Raw genomic sequence first — 25,492 nt, 5'->3', positions numbered from 1 at the left:
TGGGTCATACCTCGCCGCGTTCCCCATCGTCCCCTAGAGTGACGGCATAACCAGGAGGGTTGCACAGCGTGGTGCAAGCCCGTGAGCTTCGTCAGGGAGGACGAATGCGCACATTAGTGGGTACTGACGTTGAGGTTGGCCAGAGCAACCTGGTCATCGTGGGCGTGATCGCCGCGATCGCCGTGGCGGCCTTAGTTTTCTCATACGTGTTGCGACAGCAAGTGCTGAAAGCCGCCGATGGCACTGAACGCATGAGAGACATCGCGGGTGCTGTTCAAGAGGGCGCGTCCGCGTACCTGAGCAGACAGTTCCGCACCCTGGTGTTGTTCGCTGCGGTGGTGTTCTGCCTGCTGTTCCTCCTGCCCGGTGATGCCGGCGTGCGAGTGGGGCGATCCCTGTTCTTCCTGTTAGGGGCCGGGTTCTCCGCCGCCATTGGCTACATGGGAATGTGGCTCGCGGTGCGCGCCAATGTCCGTGTGGCGGCAGCCGCCACCAAGCCTGACGGCCGTGCCGAAGGCGCCCGGATCGCGTTCCGGACCGGAGGTGCCGTGGGCATGTCAGTGGTGGGAATGGGCCTTGTGGGTGCCGCATCGGTGGTGCTGATTTTCCGTGGCGACGCGGCCGCCGTGTTGGAGGGATTCGGCTTCGGGGCCGCACTGCTTGCGATGTTTATGCGTGTAGGCGGCGGCATCTTCACCAAAGCGGCCGATGTAGGGGCTGACTTGGTAGGCAAAGTCGAGCAACACATTCCTGAAGACGATCCCCGCAATGCGGCAACAATCGCCGACAACGTAGGCGACAACGTGGGCGACTGCGCCGGCATGGCTGCCGACCTGTTCGAGTCCTACGCCGTGACCCTGGTGGCCGCACTGATTCTGGGCAAGGCCGCCATGGGCGAGCAGGGCTTAGTGTTCCCCCTGATCGTGACCGCGGTCGGAGCGTTCGTCGCTGCAGTTGGGGTGTTCATTACCAAGGTGCGCAAGGGAGAGCCCGGGCTGAAAGCGATCAACCGTGGCTTCTACACCGCGGCCGCCATCGGCGCGGTGCTCTCCGCCATCGCCGCCTTCGCGTACCTGCCCTCCTCGTTCTCTGAGTTCACGGGGTCCACGATCGCCGACGAGTCCGGCGACCCGCGCATCATGGCAACGGTGGCGGTGTTCGTCGGCATCGGCCTGGCAGGGCTGATCCTGTGGCTCACCGGTTTCTTCACCGACACTGCCAAGAAACCCACCCGCCGCGTGGCGGCCACCTCCCGCACTGGAGCGGCCACGGTGGTGCTGTCCGGCATCGGCGTGGGTCTGGAGTCCGCGGTCTACACCGCAACTGTGATTGCTGGTGCCGTGGTGGTGCTGTTCTTCGTGGCCGGTGGTTCGGTCGCGATGGCGCTGTTCCTGGTCGCGCTCGCGGGGTGTGGTCTGCTGACCACGGTGGGCGTGATCGTGGCGATGGACACGTTCGGGCCGGTGTCAGACAACGCCCAAGGCATTGCCGAGATGAGCGGGGAAGTCGATGAGGAGGCCGCGCAAATCCTCACCGACCTGGACGCCGTAGGAAACACCACCAAAGCCATCACCAAAGGCATTGCGATTGCGACCGCGGTGTTGGCAGCGACCGCGCTGTTCGGCTCGTACTCGGATGCCGTCACCCAGGCGCTGGCCGATGCCGGCGAGACCATGGCGGACTTCTCCTACGAGGTCATCAACCCGCTCACGCTCGTGGGCATCATCATCGGCGGCGCCACGGTGTTCTTGTTCTCCGGACTAGCCATTGACGCCGTCACGCGAGCCGCCGGCGCCATCGTCCTCGAGGTTCGCCGCCAGTTCCGCGAACTTCCCGGCATCATGACCGGCGAAACCCGGCCCGAGTACGGCCGCGTGGTCGACATCTGCACCCGCGACTCGCTGCGAGAACTCGCCACCCCGGGACTGCTCGCCGCAATGGCTCCAGTGTTCGTGGGATTCGCTTTGGGGCCGGGCGCGCTCGCCGGATTCCTGGCCGGAGCCATTGGCACAGGTGTACTGATGGCCGTGTTCCTGGCCAACTCTGGCGGATCCTGGGACAACGCCAAGAAGATCGTCGAAGACGGCCACCACGGCGGCAAGAACTCACCGGCCCACGAAGCGACAGTCATCGGCGACACCATCGGTGACCCCTTCAAAGACACCGCCGGTCCCGCCATCAACCCGCTGATCAAGGTCATGAACCTGGTGGCCCTGCTCATCGCCCCGGCCGTCGTGCTCGTGACGTACGGCAACGACGCCAACCCCGTGATCCGGTGGACGGTAGCGGGCATTGCCGCAGCGGTTGCCATCGTGACCGTAGCGATGTCCTCCCACCGAGCACACGCTGCCGGCATCGAGGACGAGACGGAAACGGAGCCCGTGGCAGCGGAACGCCCGTGAGCATTGACCCGTGGTGAAGGACCGGTACGGCATCATGGGCGCATGACGCAGTTCACCTACCCCGGCCCCGTATTCGCTGGACCTCCAAGCGTGGCACTCGACGTGCCCGACGGCTGGGAGGCCAAGCCTGGCTTGGGTCCTGCGATGACGTTCGAACACGCCGACGGCGGCAAGCTGGAAGTCCTGGTGACCCGGCTGCGGCCCACCGAGTCGCTCGACGACGCCGCCAAGCAGATCGCCGCGACCTTCGCGAAGCTCCCCGGATTCAAGGAAACCCGCCGGGAACAGACACAGATTGGCGGCCGGGCAACCTTCGACCTGGAGGCCCAGGTCAAGCACCCCGTCACTCGCAAGGGCTACTGCCAAGTGGTGCGGTACATCCTGGTGGAACAAGGTGAGACGCGGGACTTGGTGCAACTCATGGGCACCTGCCCCGCCGCGGTCGAAAGCGACCGTGCGCCGCAGATCCGTGCCATGCAGGACTCCGTGGAGATTGCCGTGGAGAGTGCGGCATGACGCTCGCGTGGAGCGCTGAGTCCCCGGCGGTGATCGTTCCCGTCCTGGGTGCTTCTGCCGGGGAAGTGGCCGAGCATTGCGCGCTGGTCGTGGCCGCGCGCCCGGATGTGATCGAGTGGCGGATCGATCCGCTGATCGCTGCCGGGGTGCCGCTTGAAGGGTGCCTGGCGGTGGCCCAGGACGTGGCTGAGGCAGCGGGGGACATTCCGGTGCTGGTGACGCTACGCACCGCCGCCGAGGGTGGCCTCGCGGACGTCGACAACGACTACTACCAGGATGTTCTTGTCACCGTTGTGGAGATGATGCGACCCGCACTCATCGACGTGGAAATGGCGCGGGCCACGGCGGACGCGGTGGTCGCGGCGGCTCACGCCTCTGGCGTCGACGTCGTGGGGTCCCGTCACCACTTTGACGGTACGCCCGCCCGCGAGGAGATTGTTGCCACGCTGGAAGACATGGCTGAGCGTGGCGCCGACGTCCCCAAGATCGCCGTCATGCCCCACACCCCTGCGGATGCGGTGACTCTGCTGGACGCCACCGAGCGTGCCAGCCGCAGCATCGGCGGTCCTGTCATCACGATGTCCATGGGTGAGTTGGGCGTCGTGTCTCGCGTTGCTGGAGGGGTGTTCGGCTCTGTGGCGACCTTCGCGATGGTGGGTCAGGCCTCTGCGCCTGGTCAGGTGGAGATCAATGCGTTGCGTGCTGCGATGGGCACCGTCCTGCCGGGAGCGCACACGAGCCGTCCCTGACATAGCCCCGGCGTGCGGCCCGGCGAGTCGCGGCAACACTCCGGGTGCGGCGCGCGTGGCGTGTCAGGCACGGTACGCAGACGCGCCCAGCCCGCGCGTTCGAAACGTTGCGGATACACGCGAGTGTCACAATCCTGTCCATGATGACGACGTCACGCGCCGCCATCGCGGGAGGCGTGGTTGGTGCTCTTGTGGTGGTCGAAGCAACCTCTGGAGTGCTGCAGGGCTACTACACGCCACTGTTCACTGATATTGCCCGCAACCTTGGCATCCACGATGCCGACATCAACTGGTTTGAGGCGGCGCAACTGCTCCTCAGCGCCATTGTGGTGCCGGTGCTGGCACGGCTGGGAGACATGATTGGACACCGAAAGGTGCTCATCGGATCCCTGATCGTCACGATGATCGCCTGCTACCTCATCGCGTTTGCCCCCACCTTCCCGCTGTTCGTTGCTGCGTGGGCGCTGCAAGGGTTCTACGTGGTGTGGCTGCCGCTCAACGTGGCGATCATCTTCTCCAGGGCGCGTCAACAACCGAACTCTGCGGCGCTCACCCGCAAAGGCGCGGGCGTCATCGTGGTGGCCCTTCAAGCGGGCGCCATCGGTGGTGCGCTCCTGGGAGGACAAGCCGGTGCGCTCCTGCCGCTGTGGGGTGCGCTGCTCATCCCCGCCGTCATGGTCACGGTCGCGTTGGTGGTGGTGCTGTTCAAGGTTCCTGACACCGGTGTGCGCGGTGGCGGCAGCATCGACACGCTCGGCACGTCGGTGCTGACCATTGCGCTGCTGGCCATGATGGGCGGACTGTCGTTGGTGCGTGTGGACGGCATCACCACGTGGGTCGTGGGCATGGTGGCGATCGGGGTGCTGTTGCTGTGGGTGTTCGTCAAAGTCGAGCAGCGCGCAGAACACCCCTTGGTCGACATGAGCATGATGCGCAGCCCCTCGTTGTGGCCGGTGGTGGTGACCTCGGCGTTGTTCGGAGTCAGCGTGTTGGGCGCGCAGGGTCCACTGTCGACCTTCGCCCGTACCGACCCCACCGAGGTGGGATACGGCCTCGGTCTCACCAGCGCGACTGCGTCGTATGTGATCGGTGCCTACGTGTTCTCGTTGCTTGTGGGAGCTGGGCTGTTCGCGCGGGTGTCTGCCAAGTTGACGCCCCGTCTGGTCCTGATAGGCGCATCGGCCCTGGTTGCCGTGGGGTACCTGGCACTGATCCCGTTCCATGGCGGCGTCGCTGCGGTGGTGACGTGCATGGTGATTGCCGGGCTTGGGTCGGGTGCGTTGGTGGCTGCACTGCCCGCTGCCGCGGCGGCGGCAGCCCCGCCTCAGCACACAGGTGTGGCGACAGGGCTGACGAACACCACCAAGACCATTGGCGGTGCGTTCGCGTCGTCAGCGTTTGCGATCGCGCTGGTGACTGGCGCCACCACAGCCCTGGACGGCTCCGAGAGTGACGCAGGTTCGCTCAGCGGCTACATCACCGTGTGGGCCATCTGTGGCGGTACCGCGATTGTGGCCACGCTGTTCCTGTTTGTGGTGCCTAAGGTGGCGTTTACCTCGAGCGGTGATGCGCTCGTGGCGGAGGCGGGCGTGGAACTGGAAGGGAAGTCATGAGCATTCGGAAGAAGCGTCAGGCCGATGCCGCCACCGAGGTGAGCGAACGGGCCCAGCGGGTCGCGGAACACCTGGCTGCACTTGTCCGGGTGCCCACGGTGGCGCCGGACTCGTCGCGGCCGCTGACGGAGGCGGAAGAGGAAGCGTTCGCGCGCCATCGCGCACTGTTGCGCGAGTTCTATCCCGCGGTCTTCGCCGCTGCTGAAACCGAGATGGTGGGCCGGGCAGGGTTGTTGATGCGACTGCCTGGTGCGGCGACGGAGCGGCCTGTGGTGCTGATGGCACATCAAGACGTGGTGCCCGTTCCCCAGGACTGGAAGGCAGAAGGGTGGGAGCACCCGCCGTTCGATGGCGTGATCGCCGACGGCCGCGTGCACGGTCGTGGCACCTTGGACGACAAAGGCGCGCTCGTGGTGCTGATGGAGGCTCTTGAGGAACTACTCGCCGCAGGGTGGGAGCCCGCACGCGACGTGTGGTTGCTCTTTGGCGGTGACGAAGAGCAGCACGGCGCGTCTGCGGTCGCCGCCACGGCACTCCTGGAAGAGCGAGGGGTGGAGCCATGGCTGGTGCTGGACGAAGGTGGTGCTGTGGCGAGCGAAGCCTTCCCCGGTGTGGCCGCCCCGATGGCCGTGATCGGCGCATCCGAGAAGGGCGTCCTCACGGCAGAACTGAGCGTCGAGTCGCAGGGCGGGCATGCGTCCATGCCGCCGCGGCAGTCCGCTCCGGGGATTCTGGCGAAGGCGCTCGTCGCGGTCGAAAGCAATCCGTTCCCCGTGGGGCTCCATGACCTCTCCGTGGAGATGTTCGAAGGAGTTGCGCCCCACCTGCGCGGACCCAAGCGGGCTCTCCTGGGCCGAGCGCGGAAACTACGTGGCCCGCTCGCACGCGTGATGCCGCGTCTGGGTGCCGAGCTCGCAGCGATGGTCCGCACCACGGTGGCGATCACCATGGTGAACGGATCGCCTGCCCAGAACGTGTTGGCCACGCGTGCGACCGCGGTGCTGAACTGCCGGATTGCGGTGGGCTCCACAGTCGCCGCGACCGTGGCTCACCTGGAGTCTGTCATCGGTGATGAGCGCGTCGCGGTGAGTGTGGTGGAAGGCTCAGAGCCGTCGCCGGTGTCGCCCACGATCGGGGACCCCCGTTGGGAAGCGCTCGTGGACGCCGTCGGGGAGGCGTATCCCGATGCGGTGACCGTCCCGTACGTGATGATGGCCGCTTCTGATGCACGCCACGTGGCCCGCATTGCGCCTGCTGTGTACCGGTTCTCTCCGCTGGCGATGGACAAGCGCCAGCGTGAGGCCATCCACGGGCCCAACGAGAACGTCCAGATCGAGGCGCTTGAGCCTGGTGTGGACTTCTACCGCGCGCTGCTGACCGGCGCCGCTCTTGGAGGACTGACCGCTGCCGGGGGCGCAAGCGAGCCGTCCCTGACATAGCCCCGGCGTGCGGCCCGGCGAGTCGCGGCAACACGCCGGGTGCGGCGCGCGTGGTGTGTCAGGCACGGTACGCAGAAGCGCCAGCGCGGCTCGCGGGGCGTGACGCCAGGCCGCCGACTACCCTTGAACGCTGTGAGTCACCGCCCTCCCACCTTGAGAACCTCCGACGTTGCTGCCCTCCGCGCCGACCTTGAATCCTGGACGGTTGATGCCGTGCAGGACGTGGTGGGTGAGCGTGCCATGCGTGCCTACGGACGCGAGCAGGTGTTGCCTGGCCGGGTTGCGGCGCGGGACGCTGGTAATGACCGGCATGCTTTGCTCAGCCGGCTCTTCCTCTTTGGTGACACGCTGACGCGCGCTCAGGCGCAGGCGGCGCTGCCGGCATTCGGAGTGGATGCGGCGGTTGAAGCGGGGCTGCTCACCGCACAAGGTGCCGCGGACGACGATCAGGTGCGCGCGCTCGTCGAGGTGCGCCCCACAGCGGCCGCAACGGACGCGGGTGAGGTGAACTGGTGGGTCGCTCACGACCAGGGTGAGGCCGTCACCGGCCGGGCTGTGAACGAGGATCATGTGCTGGGTGTGGGCGGAGCGTCGAGCACGCTCGCCTCGATCACGATGCGTGCTCCGGTTGCTCGCGCGTTGGATTTGGGTACGGGGTGCGGCATCCAATCCTTGCATGCGTCCATGCATGCAGATCAGGTGGTCGCCACTGACATCTCTACGCGCGCGCTCGCGTTTGCTCGGTTCAATGACGCGCTGAACCGCCCTGGGCAGCGGGAGTGGGACGTGCGTGAGGGGAGCCTGCTCGAGCCCGTCGCGGGTGAGCAGTTCGACCTTGTGGTGTCGAACCCGCCGTTCGTGATTAGTCCGCCTGGGACGCCGCAGTTCGAGTACCGCGACGGCGGCTTGGAATGGGATGGCGTGGTGGCGGCGCTCGCGACCGGGGTGGGCAGGCACCTGAACCCTGGCGGGGTGGCGCAGTTCTTGGGTAACTGGTTGATCCGGGATGACTGGACTGAGCGGTGGGAGCAGTGGCTGGAGGCGTCCGAGGTTGAGCTTGATGCGTGGGTGATTCAGCGCGATGTCCTGGACCCGGCAGAGTATGCGGAGACGTGGCTGCGTGATGCTGGGGTGACTCGGGAGCGTGGCGAGTCGCGGTTCTATGCCGCCTATGAGGCATATCTGGCGGGGTTTGACGCGGCCGGGGTGAGCGGCATCGGCTTTGGGGCGGTGATGCTTCGCAGGCCGATGCAGGGCAAGCCCACCCTGCGCCGCTTGGAGGAGCACGAGGGGGCTTTGCAGTCGCCGTTGGGCCCGCATCTCCGTGATGTGCTCGTGGCGCACGACTGGTTGGCGAGTGCCACGGACGACGAAGTGCTGAGCGCCGCATATGTGGTGGCGGGCGATGTCACCAAGGAGACGTACGGCCGTCCGCTGCAGCATGAGCCGGAGCACATTCTGATCCGCCAGGGCGGGGGATTGGGGCGTTCCATCAAGGCGGACACCGCGCTCGCGGGGCTGGTGGGGGCGTGTGACGGTGAGCTCACTGCTGGGCAGATTGCGCATGCGCTGGCTGCCTTGTTGGACGTTCCGGTTGGGGAGATGGTGGCGGGGCTGGTGCCGGCGGTGCGAGACCTGGTGCGTGACGGGTTCCTGACCCGGGCCTGACTGGCGCGGGGCGGGAGGCCCTGGGCGCCGTGTCCGGTATTGGCGAAATATTCACCCGCGCCTGTGTGAGTGGTGTGCAAATAGCGCCACATGGGCCACCTTTACCTGATTGTTACATGCGCACGCATCTATTAAAGTGCCTGCTAAATGGCTGTGTGAACGATGCTGTGGGCACATGGTCCCGACCGTTTCGACTCAGTCGCTGTGAACCTTCATACAACCGGATACACAACCCCCGGAATGGAGAAAACAATGATTGCTCGGCTGCGTCTCTTGGCCGTTGTTCTTGCCGTTGTCGGTGTCTGATTCATTGGTGTGGGTGCCTTCGCGGCGCTCCAGGTCAAGGCTGGCGCAGACTCGCTTCAGGCGTTCTCGTCGGAACAGAACGTGACCCTCAGCTACAACGAGGATGGCGAGCTCGTGGACCGCGGCACCGTTGAAGGTGCTCAGGCCATCGTGGACCTCGTGGAGAACGACTGGAACTACCAGCTCAAGTCTTCGGAGATGGACCCCAATGACCCGCTCGTGAACACTGGTTCCGAGTACATGTACCAGATGGGCCTGGTGTCCTACCACACGCTCTTCGGCACCACCACGGTCGTCCTGGAAGAGGACGTCGAGTACAACGGCGAGACCTTCGCCGCCGGCGAGTACGAGGTTGAGACCGACGGCAAGTACTGGGCCGACTTTGACCGCATGCACCCCCTTGAGGGCCCTGCCCGTGCACAGGTGTGGAGCCCCACCGCTCACGCTCTGATTGCTGAACTGGGCGTCGGCTCGGTCACCGCGAACGTGCTGGACCTGGGTCTGGGCACCGCAGCGATCGCCGCTGGCCTGGGTGTGACCCTCGTGGGTACCGGCCTTGGCCTCCTGTGGGTCATCGCAGGTGACAAGAAGAAGGCAGCTCCCGCGGAGACTGCTACCGCCTAACACTTCAGATGGCGCCGGCGATGGCGCGGCGCGATCTGTAGTGACGCACAGGCCCGGAGCGGCCCCCACGTGGGGGTGGCTCCGGGCCTTCGTGCATTCCGGGTTCCCGGACGTGAGCAACGTCTCACGTGTTTTTTGTCTCATGGTCTTCGGGACCCGGGTCCCGCGATGGCGGGCCTTCCAGGGAGTTTCATGTGGGTGTCCCCAACAAACCCCCGCGGTTGAACCGCACTCCCGGAGGTTCGCCATGCCTACGCCCAGCGCCCGCGCCCTGCGCGCTCTCGCCATGCCCGTGTCTGCCGCGTCTACGGGTTCAACGTTCTACCCGGCGGTGGAGCCTCCCGCGGGCGCGAATGCTCATGATCTTGAGGTCGCGGAGTTCGTGCCGTTCTCTACGGCAGACTGGCCCGGCCACGTGGTGGCGACGGTGTACCTCCAGGGGTGCTCGTGGCGCTGCACGTACTGCTTTAACCCCAGTTGGCAGTCGTCTCAATCGGATTCCGCATGGCAGTGGGCCGATGTCGTGGCATGGATGGCGGACCGCAAGGGACTTCTCCATGGGGTGGTGTTTTCCGGTGGGGAGCCCACCCGTCAGTCGATGCTGATGTCCGCTCTGGCCCACACCAAGGAGATGGGCTACAAGACGGGACTTCACACGGCCGGCCCGTACCCGGCCCGCCTGCAGCGGGTGCTTCCGCTCGTGGACTGGGTGGCGATCGATATCAAGGGCACGCCTAACGACTACGCCGCGATCACTGGTGTGCCAATGGCGGGGGAGCACGCGTGGCGTTCGCTCGACATCTTGAAGGACTCCGGCACGGACTATGAGGTGCGCATCACCGTTGACCCCACGGTTCACACCCGCGACGGGATCCTTGGACTCGTGGACACTCTCACGTCACAGGGGGTGACGCGGGTGGTCTTGCAGGAGGCTCGTGCGGCGTTGGCGAACCCCGAGTATGCGGAGGCGCTGGGTGAACGTGGCATCACGGATGTGTTGACGCACGGCGATCTTCACCGCCTTCACGTCCGCTAGCCACAAGCGGCACAGCGGGCCTCAGCGCGGATCAGCGCAGCTCGGCAGCGATCACGTCCCATTCCCCGGGCCTGGCGACCATGAAGGGACGTCCGGGCAGTGCGGGGCGGTATGGCTCGCCGGTGTCGAGGTAGCGGGCTTCGAACCCCGCGGCGGTGCAGATCGCGGAGCCGGGCGCGTGGTCCCACGGCTTGGCGCGCGACCACAGCAGGAAGTCCACGTCCCCGTGAAGCAGGTCCCAGTAGTCCCAGCCGGCGCACATGCGCGGCTCCGTGTGCGTCCCCAACTGCGGCACGAGTACGTCAACCTTGGCCCGCAAGTCGTCAGGCATGAAGCGCGTCACGGCCATTCCGCGGAGCTGGCTGAGTTTGCGGACGCCACCGCTGGGCGCCACGAGCGTTCGTGTCACGCCGTCCGCTCCGGTGAGGCGTGCATCGGCCCCCACCACGGCGTCCACCAGGTTGCCGGTCTCCGGGTGCAAAATCCATCCCGCGTGAAGGTCGCCGCCTACCACGTGACTCACCATGACGGCGTAGTCTTCGCGGCCGTGGGCAAAGTTCCAGGTGCCGTCGACGGGATCCACTGTCCAGGCAGCATCGGCTGTCCCCAGGACTTCCGGAAGCGCAGGGTTGTCCGCAGTGGCTTCTTCGCCGACCACAGGGATGTCTTCAATCTCTTGCAGCAATGGCGTCAGTGCGCGTTCCGCTTCGACATCTGCGATGGTCACCAAGTCATTCGGGCCTTCCTTGGTGGAGATCTGAGACTCCGCCAAGGTGCGGAAACGAGGACGGATCAACTCGTCCGCGACCCGGCGCATGACATCGGAAACGGCATCAGCAGTCATGGCTCCATCGTGTCATGGAAGCCGTCGCCGCAAACCGGCCTCACATGCTCACGGCCCCGAAGTCCCAATAGACAAGGAGCCGTACCTATGTATTCTGTGAGCGTTCCGGCCCGACGGCAGGCCGCACCCAGTCTCCGCCACTGAAAGCAGGATTCCCCTATGACCCGCAAGCTTGTGATCGTCGAGTCGCCCACCAAGGCGGGCACGATCGGCGGCTACCTTGGCAGCGACTATGAGGTCGTGTCCTCGGTGGGTCACATCCGTGACATCCCTGAACCTCGCGACATGTCCGCAGAGGTGAAGAAGGGGCCGTACGGCAAGTACGGCGTCGACATCGACAGTGGCTTTGACCCGTACTACCAGGTGTCGCCCCGCGCCAAGAAGACGGTCGCGGATATCAAGCGCAAACTCAAGGAAGCCGACGAGCTCTACCTCGCAACCGATGAAGACCGCGAGGGAGAGGCAATCGCCTGGCACCTGCTGGAAGTGCTCAAGCCCAAGGTTCCGGTGAAGCGCCTCGCGTTCCACGAAATCACTCGCGAAGGCATCGAACGCGCGCTGGCAGCGCCCCGGGAAGTCGACATGGAAATGGTCGAAGCCCAGGAAACCCGTCGCATCCTGGACCGGTTGTACGGCTGGGATATGTCTGACGTGATGCGTCGCAAGGTGGGTCAGGGTTCGTCCGCTGGCCGTGTGCAGTCGGTGGCGTTGCGACTGGTGGTGGACCGTGAACGCGAACGGATGGCCTTCCAGTCCGCTGAGTACTGGGACCTCACCGCGCGCTTTACTGCGACAGCAGGGGCCGATGCTGGGGTGTCGTTTGTGGGCCGCCTCGCCAAGGTGGACGGCAAGCGAGTGGCCTCGGGTAAGGACTTTGACGACCGTGGCGTGTTGACCACTGACAAGGCTCACCACGTGACCGCCGCTGAGGCCGGTGCGCTTGCCTCGGGCCTCGCGAATGCGGACTTCTCCGTCGTCGACGTGACCTCGAAGCCGTACAAGAAGCGTCCTGCAGCGCCGTTCATTACGTCCTCCCTGATCCAGGAGGCGTCGCGCAAACTGGGCCTGGGTGCCCGGCAGGCGATGGGCGTGGCGCAGGCCCTGTACCAGCAGGGTTACATCACCTATATGCGTTCCGACTCCCCGTCTCTGTCCGCAGAAGCGACCAAGGCGGCCCGTTCGCAGGCCATCGAGTTGTTCGGCTCCGACGCGGTGCCTACCTCGCCGCGTGTCTACGCCTCCGGTGACACGAATGCGCAGGAAGCGCACGAGGCCATCCGCCCCGCCGGTGACCGTTTCCGCACGCCTCAGTCGTTGCGCTCCCAGTTGGGCGGCGACGAGTTCCGTATGTACGAGATGATCTGGAAGCGCACCCTTGCCTCCCAGATGGCTGATGCCGTGGGTACCACCTCCACCATCACTGTGGGTGCAACCTCCGCGGGCGGGCATGCGGTCGAGTTCACCAAGTCCGGCACCATCCTGACTTCCCCGGGCTTCCGTGCGCTTTACATTGAGTCCACGGAGAAGGCTCGTTACGAAGATGAAGAAGGCAAGCAGCCCGCCGACGGCGACGAGCGTTTGCCGCAGGTCGCAGCCGGCGACGCGGTGGACGCGGCAGACCTCGACGCTCTGATCCACACCACCAACCCGCCGCCCCGCTTCACTCAGGGCGCCATGATCAAGGAACTGGAAGACCGCAAGCTGGGCCGTCCGTCGACCTATGCGTCAACGGTGGACGTGATCATCGACCGCGGCTACGTGCGGGTCGACAAGCGCGTCCTGGTGCCCACCTGGTTGGCGTTCAACATCATCGCGCTGCTGGAGCAGCACTTCCCCACGCTCGTGGACTACGGGTTCACTGCCGAGATGGAAGCGGGCCTGGACCGCATTGCCGCCGGCGAGCGGTCCATGAAGGACTGGCTGCAGGAGTTCTACTTTGGTGGCGCAGACGCGCCGCAGGAGGGCCTGCGAGAACTGCTCGACAACCTGGGCGAGATCGATGCCCGCGCCGTCAACACATTCAACATTGGTGAAGGCATCACCGCCCACAACGGCAAGTACGGCCCGTACATCGAGCGTGTGGTTGAGGACGAAAAGCAGACCGCCTCCATCCCCGAAGACCTGCCGCCAGGCGACCTGACCGCCGCGAAGGCTGAGGAACTGTTCTCCACCCAAGGTGGCGACGAACGCATCCTGGGAGAGCACCCCGTGTCCGGCTTCACGATCGTGGCGAAGGCTGGCCGTTTTGGCCCCTACGTCACCGAACAGTTGCCGGAAGACGCCAAGGGCAAGCCCACGACCGCGTCGCTGTTCAAGACCATGTCACTCGACACCGTCACCCTCGAGGACGCGGTGCGACTCATGAGCCTGCCGCGCGTGGTGGGGGAGGACCCTGAGTCCGGCGAACCCATCACCGCGCAGAACGGTCGCTACGGTCCGTACCTCAAGAAGGGCACCGACTCCCGCACCATCGAGTCGGAAGAGCAGCTGCTCACCATCACGCTTGAGGAAGCGCTCGCGATCTATGCCCAGCCCAAGCGCGGGCGCGGCCGTCAGGCTGCCGCACCGCTGAAGGAGTTCGGCAACGATCCCGTGTCCGGCAAGCCCGTGGTGGTGAAGGACGGCCGCTTTGGTCCGTACGTCACTGACGGTGAAGTCAACGCCACCATCCCCAAGTCGGAAGCCGTCGATGCTTTGACTGAGGAGCGTGCATTCGAACTCATCGCGGACAAGCGCGCCAAGGGGCCCGCCAAGAAGCGCACCACCCGCAAGCCCGCGGCAAAGAAGACCACGACTCGCAAGGCTGCGCCCAAGAAGAAGTCGTAAGACCACCCCCACCCCAGACGTCCTGCTATCCGTTCTAGAAGTATGAGCAGGGGGATAGACGCGGATCCGCACCGGGCATCGGCGGACCTGGTGGCAGAAGTGTTGCGCGTGGCCGGAGTGCGCCTCGCGTCCTACGGATGGACGCTGACTGGGTCCGAACATGCAGGCGAGGAACTGGTGCAGGCGGCGCTCGTCAAGACGTTTGTGCGCCGCCGCAGGCTCACCGATGTTGGTGCCGCCGAAGGCTATGTGCGGGCCACGATGCGCACTATGCATATTGATGGTCTGCGCCGGGACACCACCTGGGGCAGGCTCAAGACCCGCGTGGTTGGCAACCCGGTGATGGCCGATGCCACGGCTGAGATCGAGGCTCGCGACGAGGTCTCGCGGGCATTGGCCACGCTCGCACCCCGAGTCCGCACCGCTGTTGCGTTGCGGTACTACGACGACCTCACCGTCGATGACGTTGCGGCCGCCATGAAGCTCTCGCCCGGCACCGTCAAGAAGTACCTTGCAGACGGTCGCGCCGCCTTGGCGCCACTCCTGGGGGTCCCCATCGATGAACCCGAATCCATTCCGGTGAAGGGAGGGCAGGCACGATGAACGACCTCTTTGACTCGCTCCACAGCCGAGCCCAGGAACATGGCACCGCCATGAGTGCCCGGCTCGACCCACAAGCAGCGGCACGCGCCGCGCATGGCCGCATCGCCCGCGGACGGCGCCACCGCGTGCAACTCCAAGCCCTCGCCGTCGTTGCTGCGCTCGGCCTGGTAGGTGCTGGCACCTGGCTGTCCCAGCCCCATCACCCCGAACCCGCTGCGGAACTGAAGTCCGCACGCATCGGCCAGACGGACATCGTTCCTGACGGGTTCGAAGGCATGGGGTGTTGGGGTGTGGGTACGGGCGCGCCGGCCTATGTCCCCTGGACCGAACCCGGCGTGACTATCGCGTCCGAAGACGTCCTCAACCTGGGGCTCGAAGTCGATGCGACCTACTACCAGTGGGGAATGCCGGGTACCGAAGGGGATGCGGAGGCCTTCGATCCCGGTAAAAGTCTGAACGCCGACTGGACCTTTGGAACCGGTGGAGACTCCGCCGAGGGCGCGTTTGGAGCACAGTTTGCAGTGTCCTGGGCAGGCGACGCTCACTACACCGTCGACGCAGTCGCGTTCCTCGTGGCAGACGGCCGAGTCGTCAGCGACTTCTATGGGTTCCAGACCCCGATCGTGGGCGACGTGCCCGCCACCGATGGGCGCGGCTACAACGCGGACACGCACACCACCACTCGGTACCAGACGGTCACCATCAACACCGCGAACTGCCTGCGCACCACCGACGAGACCAACCCCCAGGCGCTCGTTCCACCAGCAGACGCCGTGATGCACACTCTGGTCCAAGTGAAAGACGAACACGGCGTTCCCCTCGCCACCTACGTGGACGCCAACGGACTCGACGGACTCACCGTCACCTACCCCCAAGCCGTCGCCGCAGGACACGGTGCCAGCATCGACCTCGTCACCGACGATGAGGTGACCGCCATTCGTGCCGAGCGTGAGCGCATCGCCCCCGTCCCCTCGGCAACCCTGGATCTGGTCACGGCACTCGACACGTCCGGCCAGCCACTCAGCAGCGTGGGGTCCGGGCTGTCCGGCGTTCCGCTATGCGGAGTCGAGATGGCCAAACCGCTCGACCAGCCCGTCATCCCTGTCGCCGTCGACATCCCCGACCTTCCGGCATCGTTCAGCCGCGACGACTTCCAGCCGGTTTTGACCGACGATGGACTCGCGCAAGACGTACTCGCGGACGGCAACCAACCGGTGCCCACGGAGGCCACCCTGTACTTTGTCGACTCCGACGGAGACGCGGCGGGCTGGGCCTATGGCACCTACGTCAACGACAGCGGATCGACCACCTGGGAACTCCGCGACTGGTTTGGATGCACACAGACGGACACACTCGAGCCCGGCACCTACCGCGCCATCGCCGCCTCCACCGACCCTGCTGCGCTCATCGAACAATCTGACTGGACCACCTACTGGGACGTCTCGCATGCCAACCCTGCCGTATGGATGGACCTAGGCGACGTACGAATCGACTAGCGGCATCCTGGTCTTTGCCTCACACGGCAGGTAGGGTGCGGACCACAAGGGGGTGACCATGGACAGACGCACACGCATGCTGGACGCACTTGCCAACGATGCAGGCGCACGGCTGGGAGCCTTCGCATGGCTACTCGCCCACGATGACGAACACGCGGCCCAGCTCTTCAACGCAGGCCTCGACGGTGTCGCCACCCGTGTGCGAGTTCCCCGGTCCGTGGCCCGCGCAGAAGCCATCGCCCGTCACGCCATGGCGATGAAAGCCGCCACCGACGCCAGACGTCAGCGGGAAGCGCACCCCAGCCCCGCACCCGCGCGTGTGCCCAGCACCCCCATTTACGAACCGGACCTCGCCGCCTGGCTCCCACCCCACGAGACCGCGCCGCCGCCAGCCGCTCCGCTCGACGCTCCCCCTGCCAACGCACCTGCCTCCCAAGAGTCAGCGCCAGAACCTCCCGAGCAAGCATCGGCCCTCCGCACGCTGCCGCCTATGACTCGCGTTGCGCTTGTCCTCCACCACGCAGACCAGCGGAGCGCCCGGGCGATCGCACGCGTCCTGCGCACCACCGTCAACCGTGTCGAAGCCAGCCTCGAAGACGGCCGCGCCGCCATCGCTGAAGCCATGGGTGTTCCTGTCGACACGGTGGAGTACGTCAGCATCGGGGGTCACACATGAGCGACCTTGGAGATGCCCTCGAGCGCGTCGCACAAGAACCCGGAACGCGAGTTGCTGCCCAGCGTGACGAGACCGCGACCGTGATTGCGCGGACCCGAACGGCACGGACACGCCGCGCAATACAGACCGGGGTCGGTGCCGTTGCTTCCGTCGCGGTCCTCGCAGCGGCAGGATGGATGCTCGCCCCAGAACCGCCGCTCGGAGCGATGGCCGTCGCTGATGGTGTCGTCGCAGCGGTCCCGCCCCTCCCGCCGGAGCTCGAGGGCATGGGCTGCGACTTTGGCGCGCTCAACCCGTACGTGCCGTGGGCAGAACCAGGCGTCACCCTCAGTTCCGAAGACGTCAAAGACCTCGGCATCGAAGTCGACGCCACGGCCTACCTCATCTCCGGCCTGTACAGCGAAGAGCCTGAGGTCACCCCCGTCGATCGTGGACACGTCAGCGTCGACGGAAGCATCGCGGAGCATGGTCTGCGGGAGGAAGTCCTGCTGGTCGAATTCGACGTGCGCTGGTCCGGCGACGCGCTCTACGCCGTCGACGCCGCCGCGATCATGGTCGCCCAAGGACGCGAAATCTCTGCCCCCTCCAGTTGGGCCGGATCAGCCGTCCACGACGGAGCCTTCTCCCTGTCCGGCTCCCCCGCATTCGAGTACGACGCCGCCACCAACACCACGCGTCACGTCCGCACCAGCCACTCCAGCATGGAGACCTGCCTCACGGACTGGAACAGCGACAGCCACCAGTACGTCGACGGTCCCGCTCAACTCCACACCCTGGTCCAAATCAAAGACGAAGACGGCGTGCCCCTCGCAACGTTCGTTGACGCCAACGGCTTCGACGGAACCACCGTCACCGAAGTTCCCGACGACAACGCCACTCCCGTGGAACTCACACCCGTCGAGGACATGGAACTCGAACTCCTGCAACGAGCGCGGTCCGGCCTCCGGCCACAAGCCTCTACCGCCGCCGTCTTGCGCGACGCCGTCGAGGCGTATGGAATCCCGCTCGAACCCGGAACGGTGGGAATCACCACGGAAAACCGGCAATGCGCGGACCTGGGCAGCCGTCCCTTCGAGCAGCCACTCCTTCCCTTCGAGACCGCCGACACCACCTTCCACACCGACGGCATCCCCGAGTTTCCCTCGACCATCGCGCACAGCACGCTCACAGCCCGCACTTCAGGCTCCGGCACAGTCGAGTCCTCATACTTCGACGAGACCGTCGACCGCTACGAAGATCTCTACCTCCAATACGTGGACTCCACCGGGGTGGTCGTCGCCGGACACCAGGCCTACTACTCCCACAGCAGCAGTGGCGCCCACTGGGACATGCAGGACTACGGAAGCTGCCGCGAGCTCGATGGGCTCGTCGCCGGCGAGACGTACACCGTGATCGGTGACACGTGGCTGCAAAGCGACAGTGGAGTCCCCAGCGAACTGCGTGCCAACCTCCCCCGGGATCTCGCATGGTCCTTGGGCATGCGAATGGTGCTAGGCGACGTCACCATCGAGTAGGCCGCGGCCCCAGTTACGCTGGCTCCATGAGCAATGATGCCTTCGACAACATTCAGACCGCACCGGACCCCATGGAGGCTCCCGCGTTGAAGTGGGGAATCTTGGGCGCGGGCGGTATTGCGCGCAAGCTCGCGGATGCGGTGACGCAGTACACGCGGTCGGAGGTGGTGGCCGTGGCGTCCGCGTCGAGCCTTGCGAGCGCGCAAGCGTTCGCGGACGAGAAGGGCATTGCGCACGCTTACGGCTCCTATGCGGAGCTGCTCGCGAACCCTGAGATTGAGGTGGTCTATGTGGCCACCACTCACAACAACCATCACGAGCCCGCCATCTTGGCGATCAATGCGGGCAAGCATGTGTTGGTGGAGAAGGCGTTTACGCAGAACGAGGCGCAGGCTCATCTGATTCTTGATGCGGCGCGGGCCAAGGGTGTGTTTGTGATGGAGGCCATGTGGGCTCCGCATTTGCCGCACATGTATGCGATTCGGGACTTGATTGCGCGCGGGGCTATCGGCGAGCTGGTGTCGGTTCAGGCGGATCATGGTCAGGCGTTGACGCATGTGGAGCGGATGGTGCGTCCGGAGTTGGCAGGTGGGGCGCTGCTGGATTTGGGTGTGTATCCGTTGTCGTTTGCGCACCACATGTTGGGTTCGCCTCAGAAGGTGACGGCGCGGGGCCGGTTGCGTGAGTCGGGTGTTGATGGTCAGGTGTCGATGATCTTTGAGTATCCGAGTGCGCAGGCGATTTTGACGACCACGATGGAGGCGCAGACGGCGAATACTGCGCACATTGCGGGTACGGAGGGTGTGATCCGCCTGGACGGCATGTTCTATAGCCCTACGACGTTTACGGTGCAGCGCCTTGATGGTGCGACGTTCACGTTTGATGGGCGTGTGGACAACGGTTTCCAGTTTGAGGTCGCTGAGGTTGCTCGTCAGATTGCTGCGGGGAACGTGGAGTCGCCGCTGCATGATTGGGAGCGGTCGTTGGAGATCATGCGCCTGATGGATGAGGTGCGTGCGCAGATTGGCTTGGTGTATCCGAACGAGCGTTAGTCGCCGGTGATGACGTTGGAGGTCAGTTCCGCGATGACGTGGTGGCCTTGGGCGTTGGGGTGGTATCCGTCTGCGGCGAGGAGTTCTGGCCGGTCGTGGAGTGGTTCGCCTAGGTCGATGTAGGTGGCGCCGATCTCGTCTGCGGCGGCTGCGACGGCCGTGTTGACGGTGGTGAGGGCCGATGCTGTGGTGGCGTCTGGCCCTACGCCGGAAACAGCGTAGATGGTGGCGTGGGGGTAGGTGTCGCGCACGGAGAGGTAGGTGGCGCGTACGGCTGCGGTGATCTGTTCTGCGCTGGAGTCGAGGTCGTTGAGTCCGCCGGACAGCACGATGATGTCGGGTTCACTTTCGATGAAGACGGGGAGTTCTTCGCGGAACGTCGTGGTGCAGACGAGGCCCGCACGGGTGTAGCCGGCTCCGGCGCACCCGGCGTTGATTTCTTCCCAGCCGTGGGTTTGGGCCACGACGGTGGTCCAGCGTTGGGTGGCATCCGCTTCCGGGAGGGCGAATCCTTCGGTGAAGGAGTCGCCAAGGAACACGGCGGTGGGTGGTTCTGGTGGGCCTGAGCATGCTCCGATGACCGCGGCGCTTGCCACCGCGGTCATGATCTTCCATGCGTTCGCCACCATGCGTTTCCTACCCTCAGTCACTATTGTGCGCTGGTGGTGGTGCTGGGGTGAAGAGGCGTGTGGCGTGTTTCACAGATGTGCTGGGGCCTGTGGGGTGGGGGCTGGGGTGCGGGAGCGTGCGAGCCGTTGGCCGAGCAGTGTGAGCCAGGTGGGCAGGAGCACGATGAGTGCGGTGCGCTGCCACCAGCCGGCGGTGTCGACGAAGGTGTTGGGTGCGATGGTGAGGGCCGCGATCAGTGCGCTGCTGAGGAGCCCTAGTGCGAGTGATGTCCAGGCAAGTGGGCGCCACTTGGGGATGGCGCGCATCGTCCATGCGCCGGTGAGCGCGAGGCTGAATGCGGCTGCGGGCAGGGCCCAGCCGGAGATGTCGTGGAGTGTGGCGGCGATGGGGGTGTCGGCCGCGTTGGTGGGGAAGATGCCCAGTCCGATGAGGCTGACGCCGAGCAGTCCAGCGCTGAGTCCTGCCAGTCCGGCGCCGCGGATAGCGAGGAGGGTGCGGTGCAGGCTGATCGCCGCGGCGATCCATCCCAGCCCGAACACCACGAACGCGCTTTGTGCCCACCAGTCCCACGTGCCGGTGGTGTAGGTCTCAAGGGTGGTGCAGCAGGGGTCGAGGTCGCTGCGGACCAGGTGGAAGGTGAGAGTGGTGAGAACCCAGTAGGCCGCGGTGAGCGCTGCCGCGAGGCCAAGGAAGATGGTCCCCGCGGTGGGCCGTGGTTCGCCGTTCATGATGACCCCCAAACGTGATGGGCGCTGTGTCTTCAGGATACGTCGGTGCGGCCTCCTGTGGGTGGTGTGTGGGGGAGGGGGGCGCTGGTGTCGGTGCGCGCGGGTAGGTTGGTCGCATGGCTGGGTTCTTTGTGGTGTTTGAGGGTGGCGATGGTGTGGGCAAGACCACGCAGATCGACCGCCTTGCGGACGCGTTGCGTGGTGGGGGCAGCGACGTGGTGGTGACGCGGGAACCTGGCGGCACGGACCTTGGCAGGGAGTTGCGCCAGGCGATCATGCATGGCGGTCATGTGGCGCCGCGTGCGGAGGCGTTGTTGTATGCCGCGGACCGTGCGCATCACATTGCGACCAAGGTGCGTCCGGCGTTGGAGCGCGGTGCCGTGGTGGTGCAGGACCGCTACATGGATTCGTCGATTGTGTATCAGGGGGGCGCCCGGGGTTTGGGTGATGAGGTGGAGCGCATCTCGTTGTGGGCTACCGAGGGTCTGTTGCCTGATCTGACGGTGTTGTTGGACATGGAGCCGGCGGCGGGGCGGATGGATCGCGAGCTTGACCGTGTGGAGCGGGAGACGGGCGAGCACAAGTCGCTGATTCGTGAGGCCTTCGTGGCGCGTGCGTCGCTTGCGCCGGAGCGGTACGTAGTGGTGGATGCCGCACAGACGATTGATGAGGTTGCCGCCGATGTGCGGGCTGCGGTGAGCGCGGCACTGGAGGCTGCCGGCATGCCGGGCTTGCCCGTTGACGGCTTGGGTGTGGAGCCGTGGGGGACGCCATGACGGTGTGGGACGACCTGGTGGGGCAGGCCGATGCCGTGGCCCCGTTACGTAAGGCGGTCGAGCAGTCGCAGGCGATGACGCATGCGTGGTTGGTGACGGGCCCGCCCGGTTCTGGGCGGTCGGTTGCGGGGCGGGCTTTTGCGGCTGCGTTGCAGTGCGTGCAGGGCGGTTGCGGTGACTGTCATGCCTGTGTGACGGCGTTGTCAGGGGCGCACGCTGACGTGACGGTGTTGGCCACGGAGAAGGTGACGATCGGCATTGATGAGGTGCGCGACCTGATCGCGACCGCCCAGACCTCACCGAGTGAGGGCCGTTGGCGCGTCATGCTTGTCGAGGATGCGGACCGCATGACGGAGCGCACCTCGAACTTGCTGCTGAAGTCCATCGAGGAGCCGCCAGCGCGGACGGTGTGGGTGCTGTGTGCGCCTTCCGCGGAAGACGTGATGGTGACGATCCGTTCGCGTGCACGTCACGTGAGCCTGCGAGTTCCGGACCCTGAGGATGTCGCGCAACTACTGGTGGACCGTGACGGCGTCGATCCGGTGGTGGCGCGGGAGTGTGCGTATGCGGCGCAAAGCCACATAGGCGTGGCACGTCGCTTGGCGCGTGATGCTGATGCGCGGGCGCGCCGTGCCCAAGTGTTGGCGCTCGCGACGGAGATTCGTGGCGTGGGGGATGCCGTGTTGGCGGCCGCTGATTTGGTGAAGGTCGCGGAAGAAGACGCGGCGGCTGCCACTGAGGAACGCAACGTGGAAGAACGCAACGAGCTGCTGCGCATGTTGGGGGCCGATGACGGTGGGCGTCTCCCTCCTGCGTTGCGTTCTCAGGTGAAGCAGTTGGAGGAAGACCAGAAGCGGCGTGCGACGCGCCACAAGCGTGATGTTTTTGACCGCGCGATTGTGGATTTGCTGTCGCTCTACAGGGATGTCTCCTGTGTGCAGGTGGGGGCGGAGGTGCCGCTGGTGAATGAGTCACACCGCGGTCACATCGAGAAGCTCGCTGAGCGCACCACTCTCGCTGACACCATGCGGTGCTTGGACGCTTTAGCGCTGACACGTGAACGGTTGGCGGGAAACGTGGCGCCTCTTCTCGCGCTTGAAGCGATGGCGCTCGCGCTCCGACCCCGCACTGCCGCGTAGGGTTAGCGCCATGGTCTCAACTTCGCGTTCCGTGCTTGCGGTGATTGCAGCATCGGCCCTGGTGCTTGCCGCGTGCACCCCCGACAAGGAGCAAGTCACTCCGGACCCGGCTGACTCGCCCACGTCGTCCGCCTCGACCTCGGAAACGCCCCAGGCTGACGGGGACGTGTACAGCCAGCAGATCGAGTGGGAAACCTGCGGATGGTTGGAGTGCGCCACCATTCAGGTGCCGGTGGACTGGGCAGACCCCGAGGGTGACACCATGGACCTCGAGATCAATCGTCTCGTTGCTGCGAGCACCACGAACCGCATCGGCTCACTGCTGATCAACCCGGGCGGACCGGGCGGTTCAGGATTAGATTTCACTGAGTACTTCGTGACCAGCGCGGGAGACGACCTCCTGTCCGCATATGACGTGATCGGCTTCGACCCGCGCGGGGTGGGTCAGTCGACTCCAGTGATGTGTGGATCCGACTCCGTCATCGACGACTACTACCTGCCGGACTACCCCTTGGAGTCGCAGGAAGACCTGGACGCGGGCGTGGCACGTAACGAAGTGTTCGCGCAGGAGTGCTTCGATGCGTCTGGGCCGGTCGTGGAGAACGTGGACACAGCATCGGCCGCTCGCGACATGGACCTGATCCGTGCTCTCGTGGGAGATGAGAAGCTCCAGTACATCGGCTTCTCGTATGGCACGCAGCTGGGTGCCACCTATGCCGAACTGTTCCCGGAGAACGTGGGACGCCTGGTGCTCGACGGTGCTGTCGACTTCCTGTTGCCTGGAGACGAACAGTCGATCGGTCAGGCCGAAGGATTCGAGCAGGCCCTCACGAACTTCCTGGTGTGGTGCGACGGTCAGCAGGACTGCGCGCTCGAAGGCGACGTGGAACAGAAGCGTCAACAGATTTCGGACCTGATGGCCGATGCCCTGGCAGACCCGTTCTACACGGGCGAGGCCTGGGATCTCAACGGCAACCTCATGGTGTACGGCATCGTCGTGACGCTATACGACGAAGCGTCCTGGACGCTCCTGAACTCCGCGCTGGCCGAACTCGTTGAAGCCGGCACCGCCGGCATCATGTACCAACTGGCGAACTTCTACCTTGACCGCGACGGTGCGACCGGGGAGTACTCGGCCAACTCGACATGGGTGTTCACCGCGATCGGTTGCCTTGATGCCGGTCAGGACGACGCCTGGACGTTTGACGACGTTGAAGACTTCCGTGCCTTGATGAATGAGGCTTCGCCCACGTTCGGCTGGTGGTTCGCAAACTCTGCCGGCTGTGACGGGTGGCCCTGGGAAGCAGACACGATCGTGACCTCCCTCGACAACGCAGCCTCGGCGCCGCAAATGCTCGTGATCGGCACCACCAATGACCCTGCCACGCCTTACGCGTGGGCAGAGTCGTTGTCCGAGCGTCTGGGAGCATCGCTGCTGACGTATGACGGTGAAGGTCACACGGCATATGGCCGTTCCAACCAGTGCATCATCGACAACGTGGACGGATTCCTCGTGGACGGTCAGATGCCCGATTCGGGAACTCAGTGCTGACGCGCTAGTATGTCTACTCGCACCGCCTCGCGCGGCGCGCGCCGCCTTAGCTCAGTCGGCAGAGCGATTCACTCGTAATGAATAGGTCAGGAGTTCGATTCTCCTAGGCGGCTCCATCAGTGCAGGTAGGCCCCGGTCTTCGGACCGGGGCTTTCCTGTTACTAGTCCACGAGCCCGCACTTATCCCGCGTTTTCGTCTAGGGGTGCCACGAACGCAGCCAGGGTCTCGGCGGCGTCGTGGCTCAGCTCAGGGGCTTCGACGTAGTGCTTCGCCGTGGTGCGGGGAGACGAGTGGCCCAACACCTTGGCGGCGGCTTCGACCCCATCTGCGTTCTCAATGGCCGTCGCGACAGACTTGCGGAACACGTGGGTAGTGACCCAGTCCCATCGAGGATGGCGTGCGCGGAAGTCTCGCCACTGCTTCATCACGGTCGAGACTTCGCGTGGCGTGAGATTCGCCGTAGGAAACACCAGGTCGAGCGGCCCGCCAGGAAGTCCGTCGACCGACCGCTCCATGAGCCGGGCCACTAATGGCGACGGGAGCCGCAGGGCGCGAGGCTTGCGCCCCTTCGTCTTGTCTTGGCGCACGAGGCCGAGTTTCTCGTCGCGGACGATGGTGCCAGTGATTCGCACGGTCTTGGCATCGAGGTCGATGTCTTGCCAGCGAAGGGCGAGCGCTTCACCTACTCGGCATCCGGTGGCCAGCATGACGTCAACGACGGCGGGCAGGTCAGCGCGAAGTGCCTGCTTGTCGCTCGCGAGGTCTTTCCGTAGCGCCGTCACATCTGCTTGTGAGAGAGCTCGGACTTCCTTGACTGGCGTCGGGATGGCGGCGATCTCTCGTATGGGGTTCGACTGCTTGGCGTCGTGGCGTACTGCCACGTTGAACATTCCCACGAGGACCGACCTGCATAGGTTCGCAGTCGTAGCCGACTCGTGTGCCACGCCATCGATGTAGGCCGCCATCCGGGCCACGGTTGCTTCACGCACTGCAAGACCGCCGATGCCGGGGACGATGCGTTTTGCGACGATGTCTGCGTAGCGCTTCTTGGTGTTGGCTGCACGGTCGGAGTCCGCGACTTCCGTCCTCAGCCAAAACGTCGCCAATTCGGCTAGACGCGTTTCCGACGTGATCGTTGTGCCGGTGAGCGCCACGAGTGTCGTGAGGCGATCCCTGATCGCGCGTTCAGCAGCGGCGCGGCTCGGCCCCCAGGCTTCCACCTGTCGGGTGTACCCCGTGTCGCCGCGATAACGGGTGCGGGCTCGCCATCCCCGCCCTTCTACGTGGCGCAGATTGATCGCG

Annotated in this window: 21 protein-coding genes and 1 tRNA gene; 18 read left to right on the top strand and 4 right to left on the bottom strand. The window is 65.3% G+C overall.

Annotation, left to right across the window (positions count from 1 at the left end; genetic code table 11):
• Positions 1–104: 104 nt before the first annotated feature.
• The 8 genes from ON058_RS00205 to ON058_RS00170 all read left to right on the top strand — a co-directional run bounded on the left by ON058_RS00205 (position 105) and on the right by ON058_RS00170 (position 10,353).
• Positions 105–2,402: a sodium-translocating pyrophosphatase gene (locus ON058_RS00205; protein ID WP_274667022.1), complete on the top strand. Its 2,298-nt coding sequence runs from the start codon at positions 105–107 to the stop codon at positions 2,400–2,402.
• 42 nt (positions 2,403–2,444) lie between these two features.
• Entirely contained in the window at positions 2,445–2,918 is a 474-nt protein-coding gene (locus ON058_RS00200; RefSeq protein WP_274667021.1) for a hypothetical protein, read from the top strand.
• Entirely contained in the window at positions 2,915–3,667 is a 753-nt protein-coding gene (aroD, locus tag ON058_RS00195; protein ID WP_274667020.1) for a type I 3-dehydroquinate dehydratase, read from the top strand. Before ON058_RS00200 ends, aroD begins: the two co-directional genes overlap by 4 nt.
• 140 nt (positions 3,668–3,807) lie before the next feature.
• The gene (locus tag ON058_RS00190) at positions 3,808–5,280 is read left to right on the top strand and encodes an MFS transporter (RefSeq protein WP_274667019.1); all 1,473 of its coding nucleotides are present in this window, start codon (positions 3,808–3,810) and stop codon (positions 5,278–5,280) included.
• Positions 5,277–6,719, top strand: a complete 1,443-nt coding sequence (locus ON058_RS00185; RefSeq protein WP_274667018.1) for a M20/M25/M40 family metallo-hydrolase — start codon at positions 5,277–5,279, stop codon at positions 6,717–6,719. Before ON058_RS00190 ends, ON058_RS00185 begins: the two co-directional genes overlap by 4 nt.
• A 132-nt stretch (positions 6,720–6,851) precedes the next feature.
• Positions 6,852–8,387 (top strand): methyltransferase, encoded by a 1,536-nt coding sequence (locus ON058_RS00180; protein WP_274667017.1) that lies wholly within the window; start codon positions 6,852–6,854, stop codon positions 8,385–8,387.
• A gap of 315 nt (positions 8,388–8,702) precedes the next feature.
• Complete coding sequence (locus ON058_RS00175) at positions 8,703–9,317, top strand: hypothetical protein (protein ID WP_274667016.1); 615 nt, start codon at positions 8,703–8,705, stop codon at positions 9,315–9,317.
• A 247-nt stretch (positions 9,318–9,564) separates the two neighbouring features.
• On the top strand, positions 9,565–10,353 hold the full coding sequence (locus tag ON058_RS00170) for an anaerobic ribonucleoside-triphosphate reductase activating protein (RefSeq protein ID WP_274667015.1): 789 nt from the start codon (positions 9,565–9,567) through the stop codon (positions 10,351–10,353).
• 31 nt (positions 10,354–10,384) lie between these two features.
• On the opposite strand, the gene ON058_RS00165 is transcribed toward ON058_RS00170, so the two are convergent.
• A complete protein-coding gene (locus ON058_RS00165; RefSeq protein ID WP_274667014.1) occupies positions 10,385–11,197 on the bottom strand; it encodes an inositol monophosphatase family protein in 813 nt (270 codons plus the stop codon).
• Between the two features lie 159 nt (positions 11,198–11,356).
• Between ON058_RS00165 and topA the strand changes: the two genes are divergently transcribed.
• From topA to ON058_RS00135, 6 genes are read left to right on the top strand one after another with little or no spacing between them, the layout of a single operon-like run.
• A complete protein-coding gene (gene topA, locus ON058_RS00160) occupies positions 11,357–14,023 on the top strand; it encodes a type I DNA topoisomerase (RefSeq protein WP_274667013.1) in 2,667 nt (888 codons plus the stop codon).
• Positions 14,024–14,065: 42 nt separating this feature from the next.
• Positions 14,066–14,626 carry a sigma-70 family RNA polymerase sigma factor gene (locus tag ON058_RS00155; RefSeq protein WP_274667012.1) on the top strand — a complete coding sequence of 187 codons (561 nt, stop codon included), beginning with the start codon at positions 14,066–14,068 and terminating at the stop codon, positions 14,624–14,626.
• On the top strand, positions 14,623–16,122 hold the full coding sequence (locus tag ON058_RS00150; RefSeq protein ID WP_274667011.1) for a hypothetical protein: 1,500 nt from the start codon (positions 14,623–14,625) through the stop codon (positions 16,120–16,122). Before ON058_RS00155 ends, ON058_RS00150 begins: the two co-directional genes overlap by 4 nt.
• Positions 16,123–16,180: 58 nt before the next feature.
• A complete protein-coding gene (locus ON058_RS00145; RefSeq protein WP_274667010.1) occupies positions 16,181–16,798 on the top strand; it encodes a sigma factor-like helix-turn-helix DNA-binding protein in 618 nt (205 codons plus the stop codon).
• The gene (locus ON058_RS00140; RefSeq protein ID WP_274667009.1) at positions 16,795–18,312 is read left to right on the top strand and encodes a hypothetical protein; all 1,518 of its coding nucleotides are present in this window, start codon (positions 16,795–16,797) and stop codon (positions 18,310–18,312) included. Before ON058_RS00145 ends, ON058_RS00140 begins: the two co-directional genes overlap by 4 nt.
• 26 nt (positions 18,313–18,338) lie before the next feature.
• On the top strand, positions 18,339–19,364 hold the full coding sequence (locus ON058_RS00135; RefSeq protein ID WP_274667008.1) for a Gfo/Idh/MocA family protein: 1,026 nt from the start codon (positions 18,339–18,341) through the stop codon (positions 19,362–19,364).
• On the opposite strand, the gene ON058_RS00130 is transcribed toward ON058_RS00135, so the two are convergent.
• Together ON058_RS00130 and ON058_RS00125 are read right to left on the bottom strand one after the other, a co-directional pair.
• Positions 19,361–19,993 carry an SGNH/GDSL hydrolase family protein gene (locus tag ON058_RS00130; protein WP_274667007.1) on the bottom strand — a complete coding sequence of 211 codons (633 nt, stop codon included), beginning with the start codon at positions 19,991–19,993 and terminating at the stop codon, positions 19,361–19,363. The genes ON058_RS00135 and ON058_RS00130 overlap by 4 nt on opposite strands.
• Positions 19,994–20,062: 69 nt before the next feature.
• Positions 20,063–20,722, bottom strand: coding sequence for a hypothetical protein (locus ON058_RS00125; protein WP_274667006.1), 660 nt, complete (start codon positions 20,720–20,722; stop codon positions 20,063–20,065).
• Positions 20,723–20,838: 116 nt separating this feature from the next.
• On the opposite strand from ON058_RS00125, the gene tmk reads away from it, so the two are divergent.
• The 4 genes from tmk (at position 20,839) to ON058_RS00105 (ending at position 24,305) form a co-directional block, all read left to right on the top strand.
• Positions 20,839–21,498, top strand: a complete 660-nt coding sequence (tmk, locus tag ON058_RS00120; protein WP_274667005.1) for a dTMP kinase — start codon at positions 20,839–20,841, stop codon at positions 21,496–21,498.
• Positions 21,495–22,637 (top strand): DNA polymerase III subunit delta', encoded by a 1,143-nt coding sequence (locus ON058_RS00115; RefSeq protein ID WP_274667004.1) that lies wholly within the window; start codon positions 21,495–21,497, stop codon positions 22,635–22,637. The genes tmk and ON058_RS00115 overlap by 4 nt, the downstream gene beginning before the upstream one ends.
• Before the next feature lie 10 nt (positions 22,638–22,647).
• Positions 22,648–24,189, top strand: coding sequence for an alpha/beta hydrolase (locus tag ON058_RS00110; RefSeq protein WP_274667003.1), 1,542 nt, complete (start codon positions 22,648–22,650; stop codon positions 24,187–24,189).
• A 40-nt stretch (positions 24,190–24,229) separates the two neighbouring features.
• A tRNA-Thr gene (locus ON058_RS00105) sits at positions 24,230–24,305 on the top strand.
• A 64-nt stretch (positions 24,306–24,369) separates the two neighbouring features.
• On the opposite strand, the gene ON058_RS00100 is transcribed toward ON058_RS00105, so the two are convergent.
• Entirely contained in the window at positions 24,370–25,410 is a 1,041-nt protein-coding gene (locus ON058_RS00100; protein ID WP_274667002.1) for a site-specific integrase, read from the bottom strand.
• Between the last annotated feature and the right edge of the window lie 82 nt (positions 25,411–25,492).

This window comes from Demequina sp. B12 (assembly GCF_028823635.1).
Classification (GTDB): Bacteria; Actinomycetota; Actinomycetes; order Actinomycetales; family Demequinaceae; genus Demequina.
This window is presented reverse-complemented; position numbering and strand designations above follow the sequence as displayed.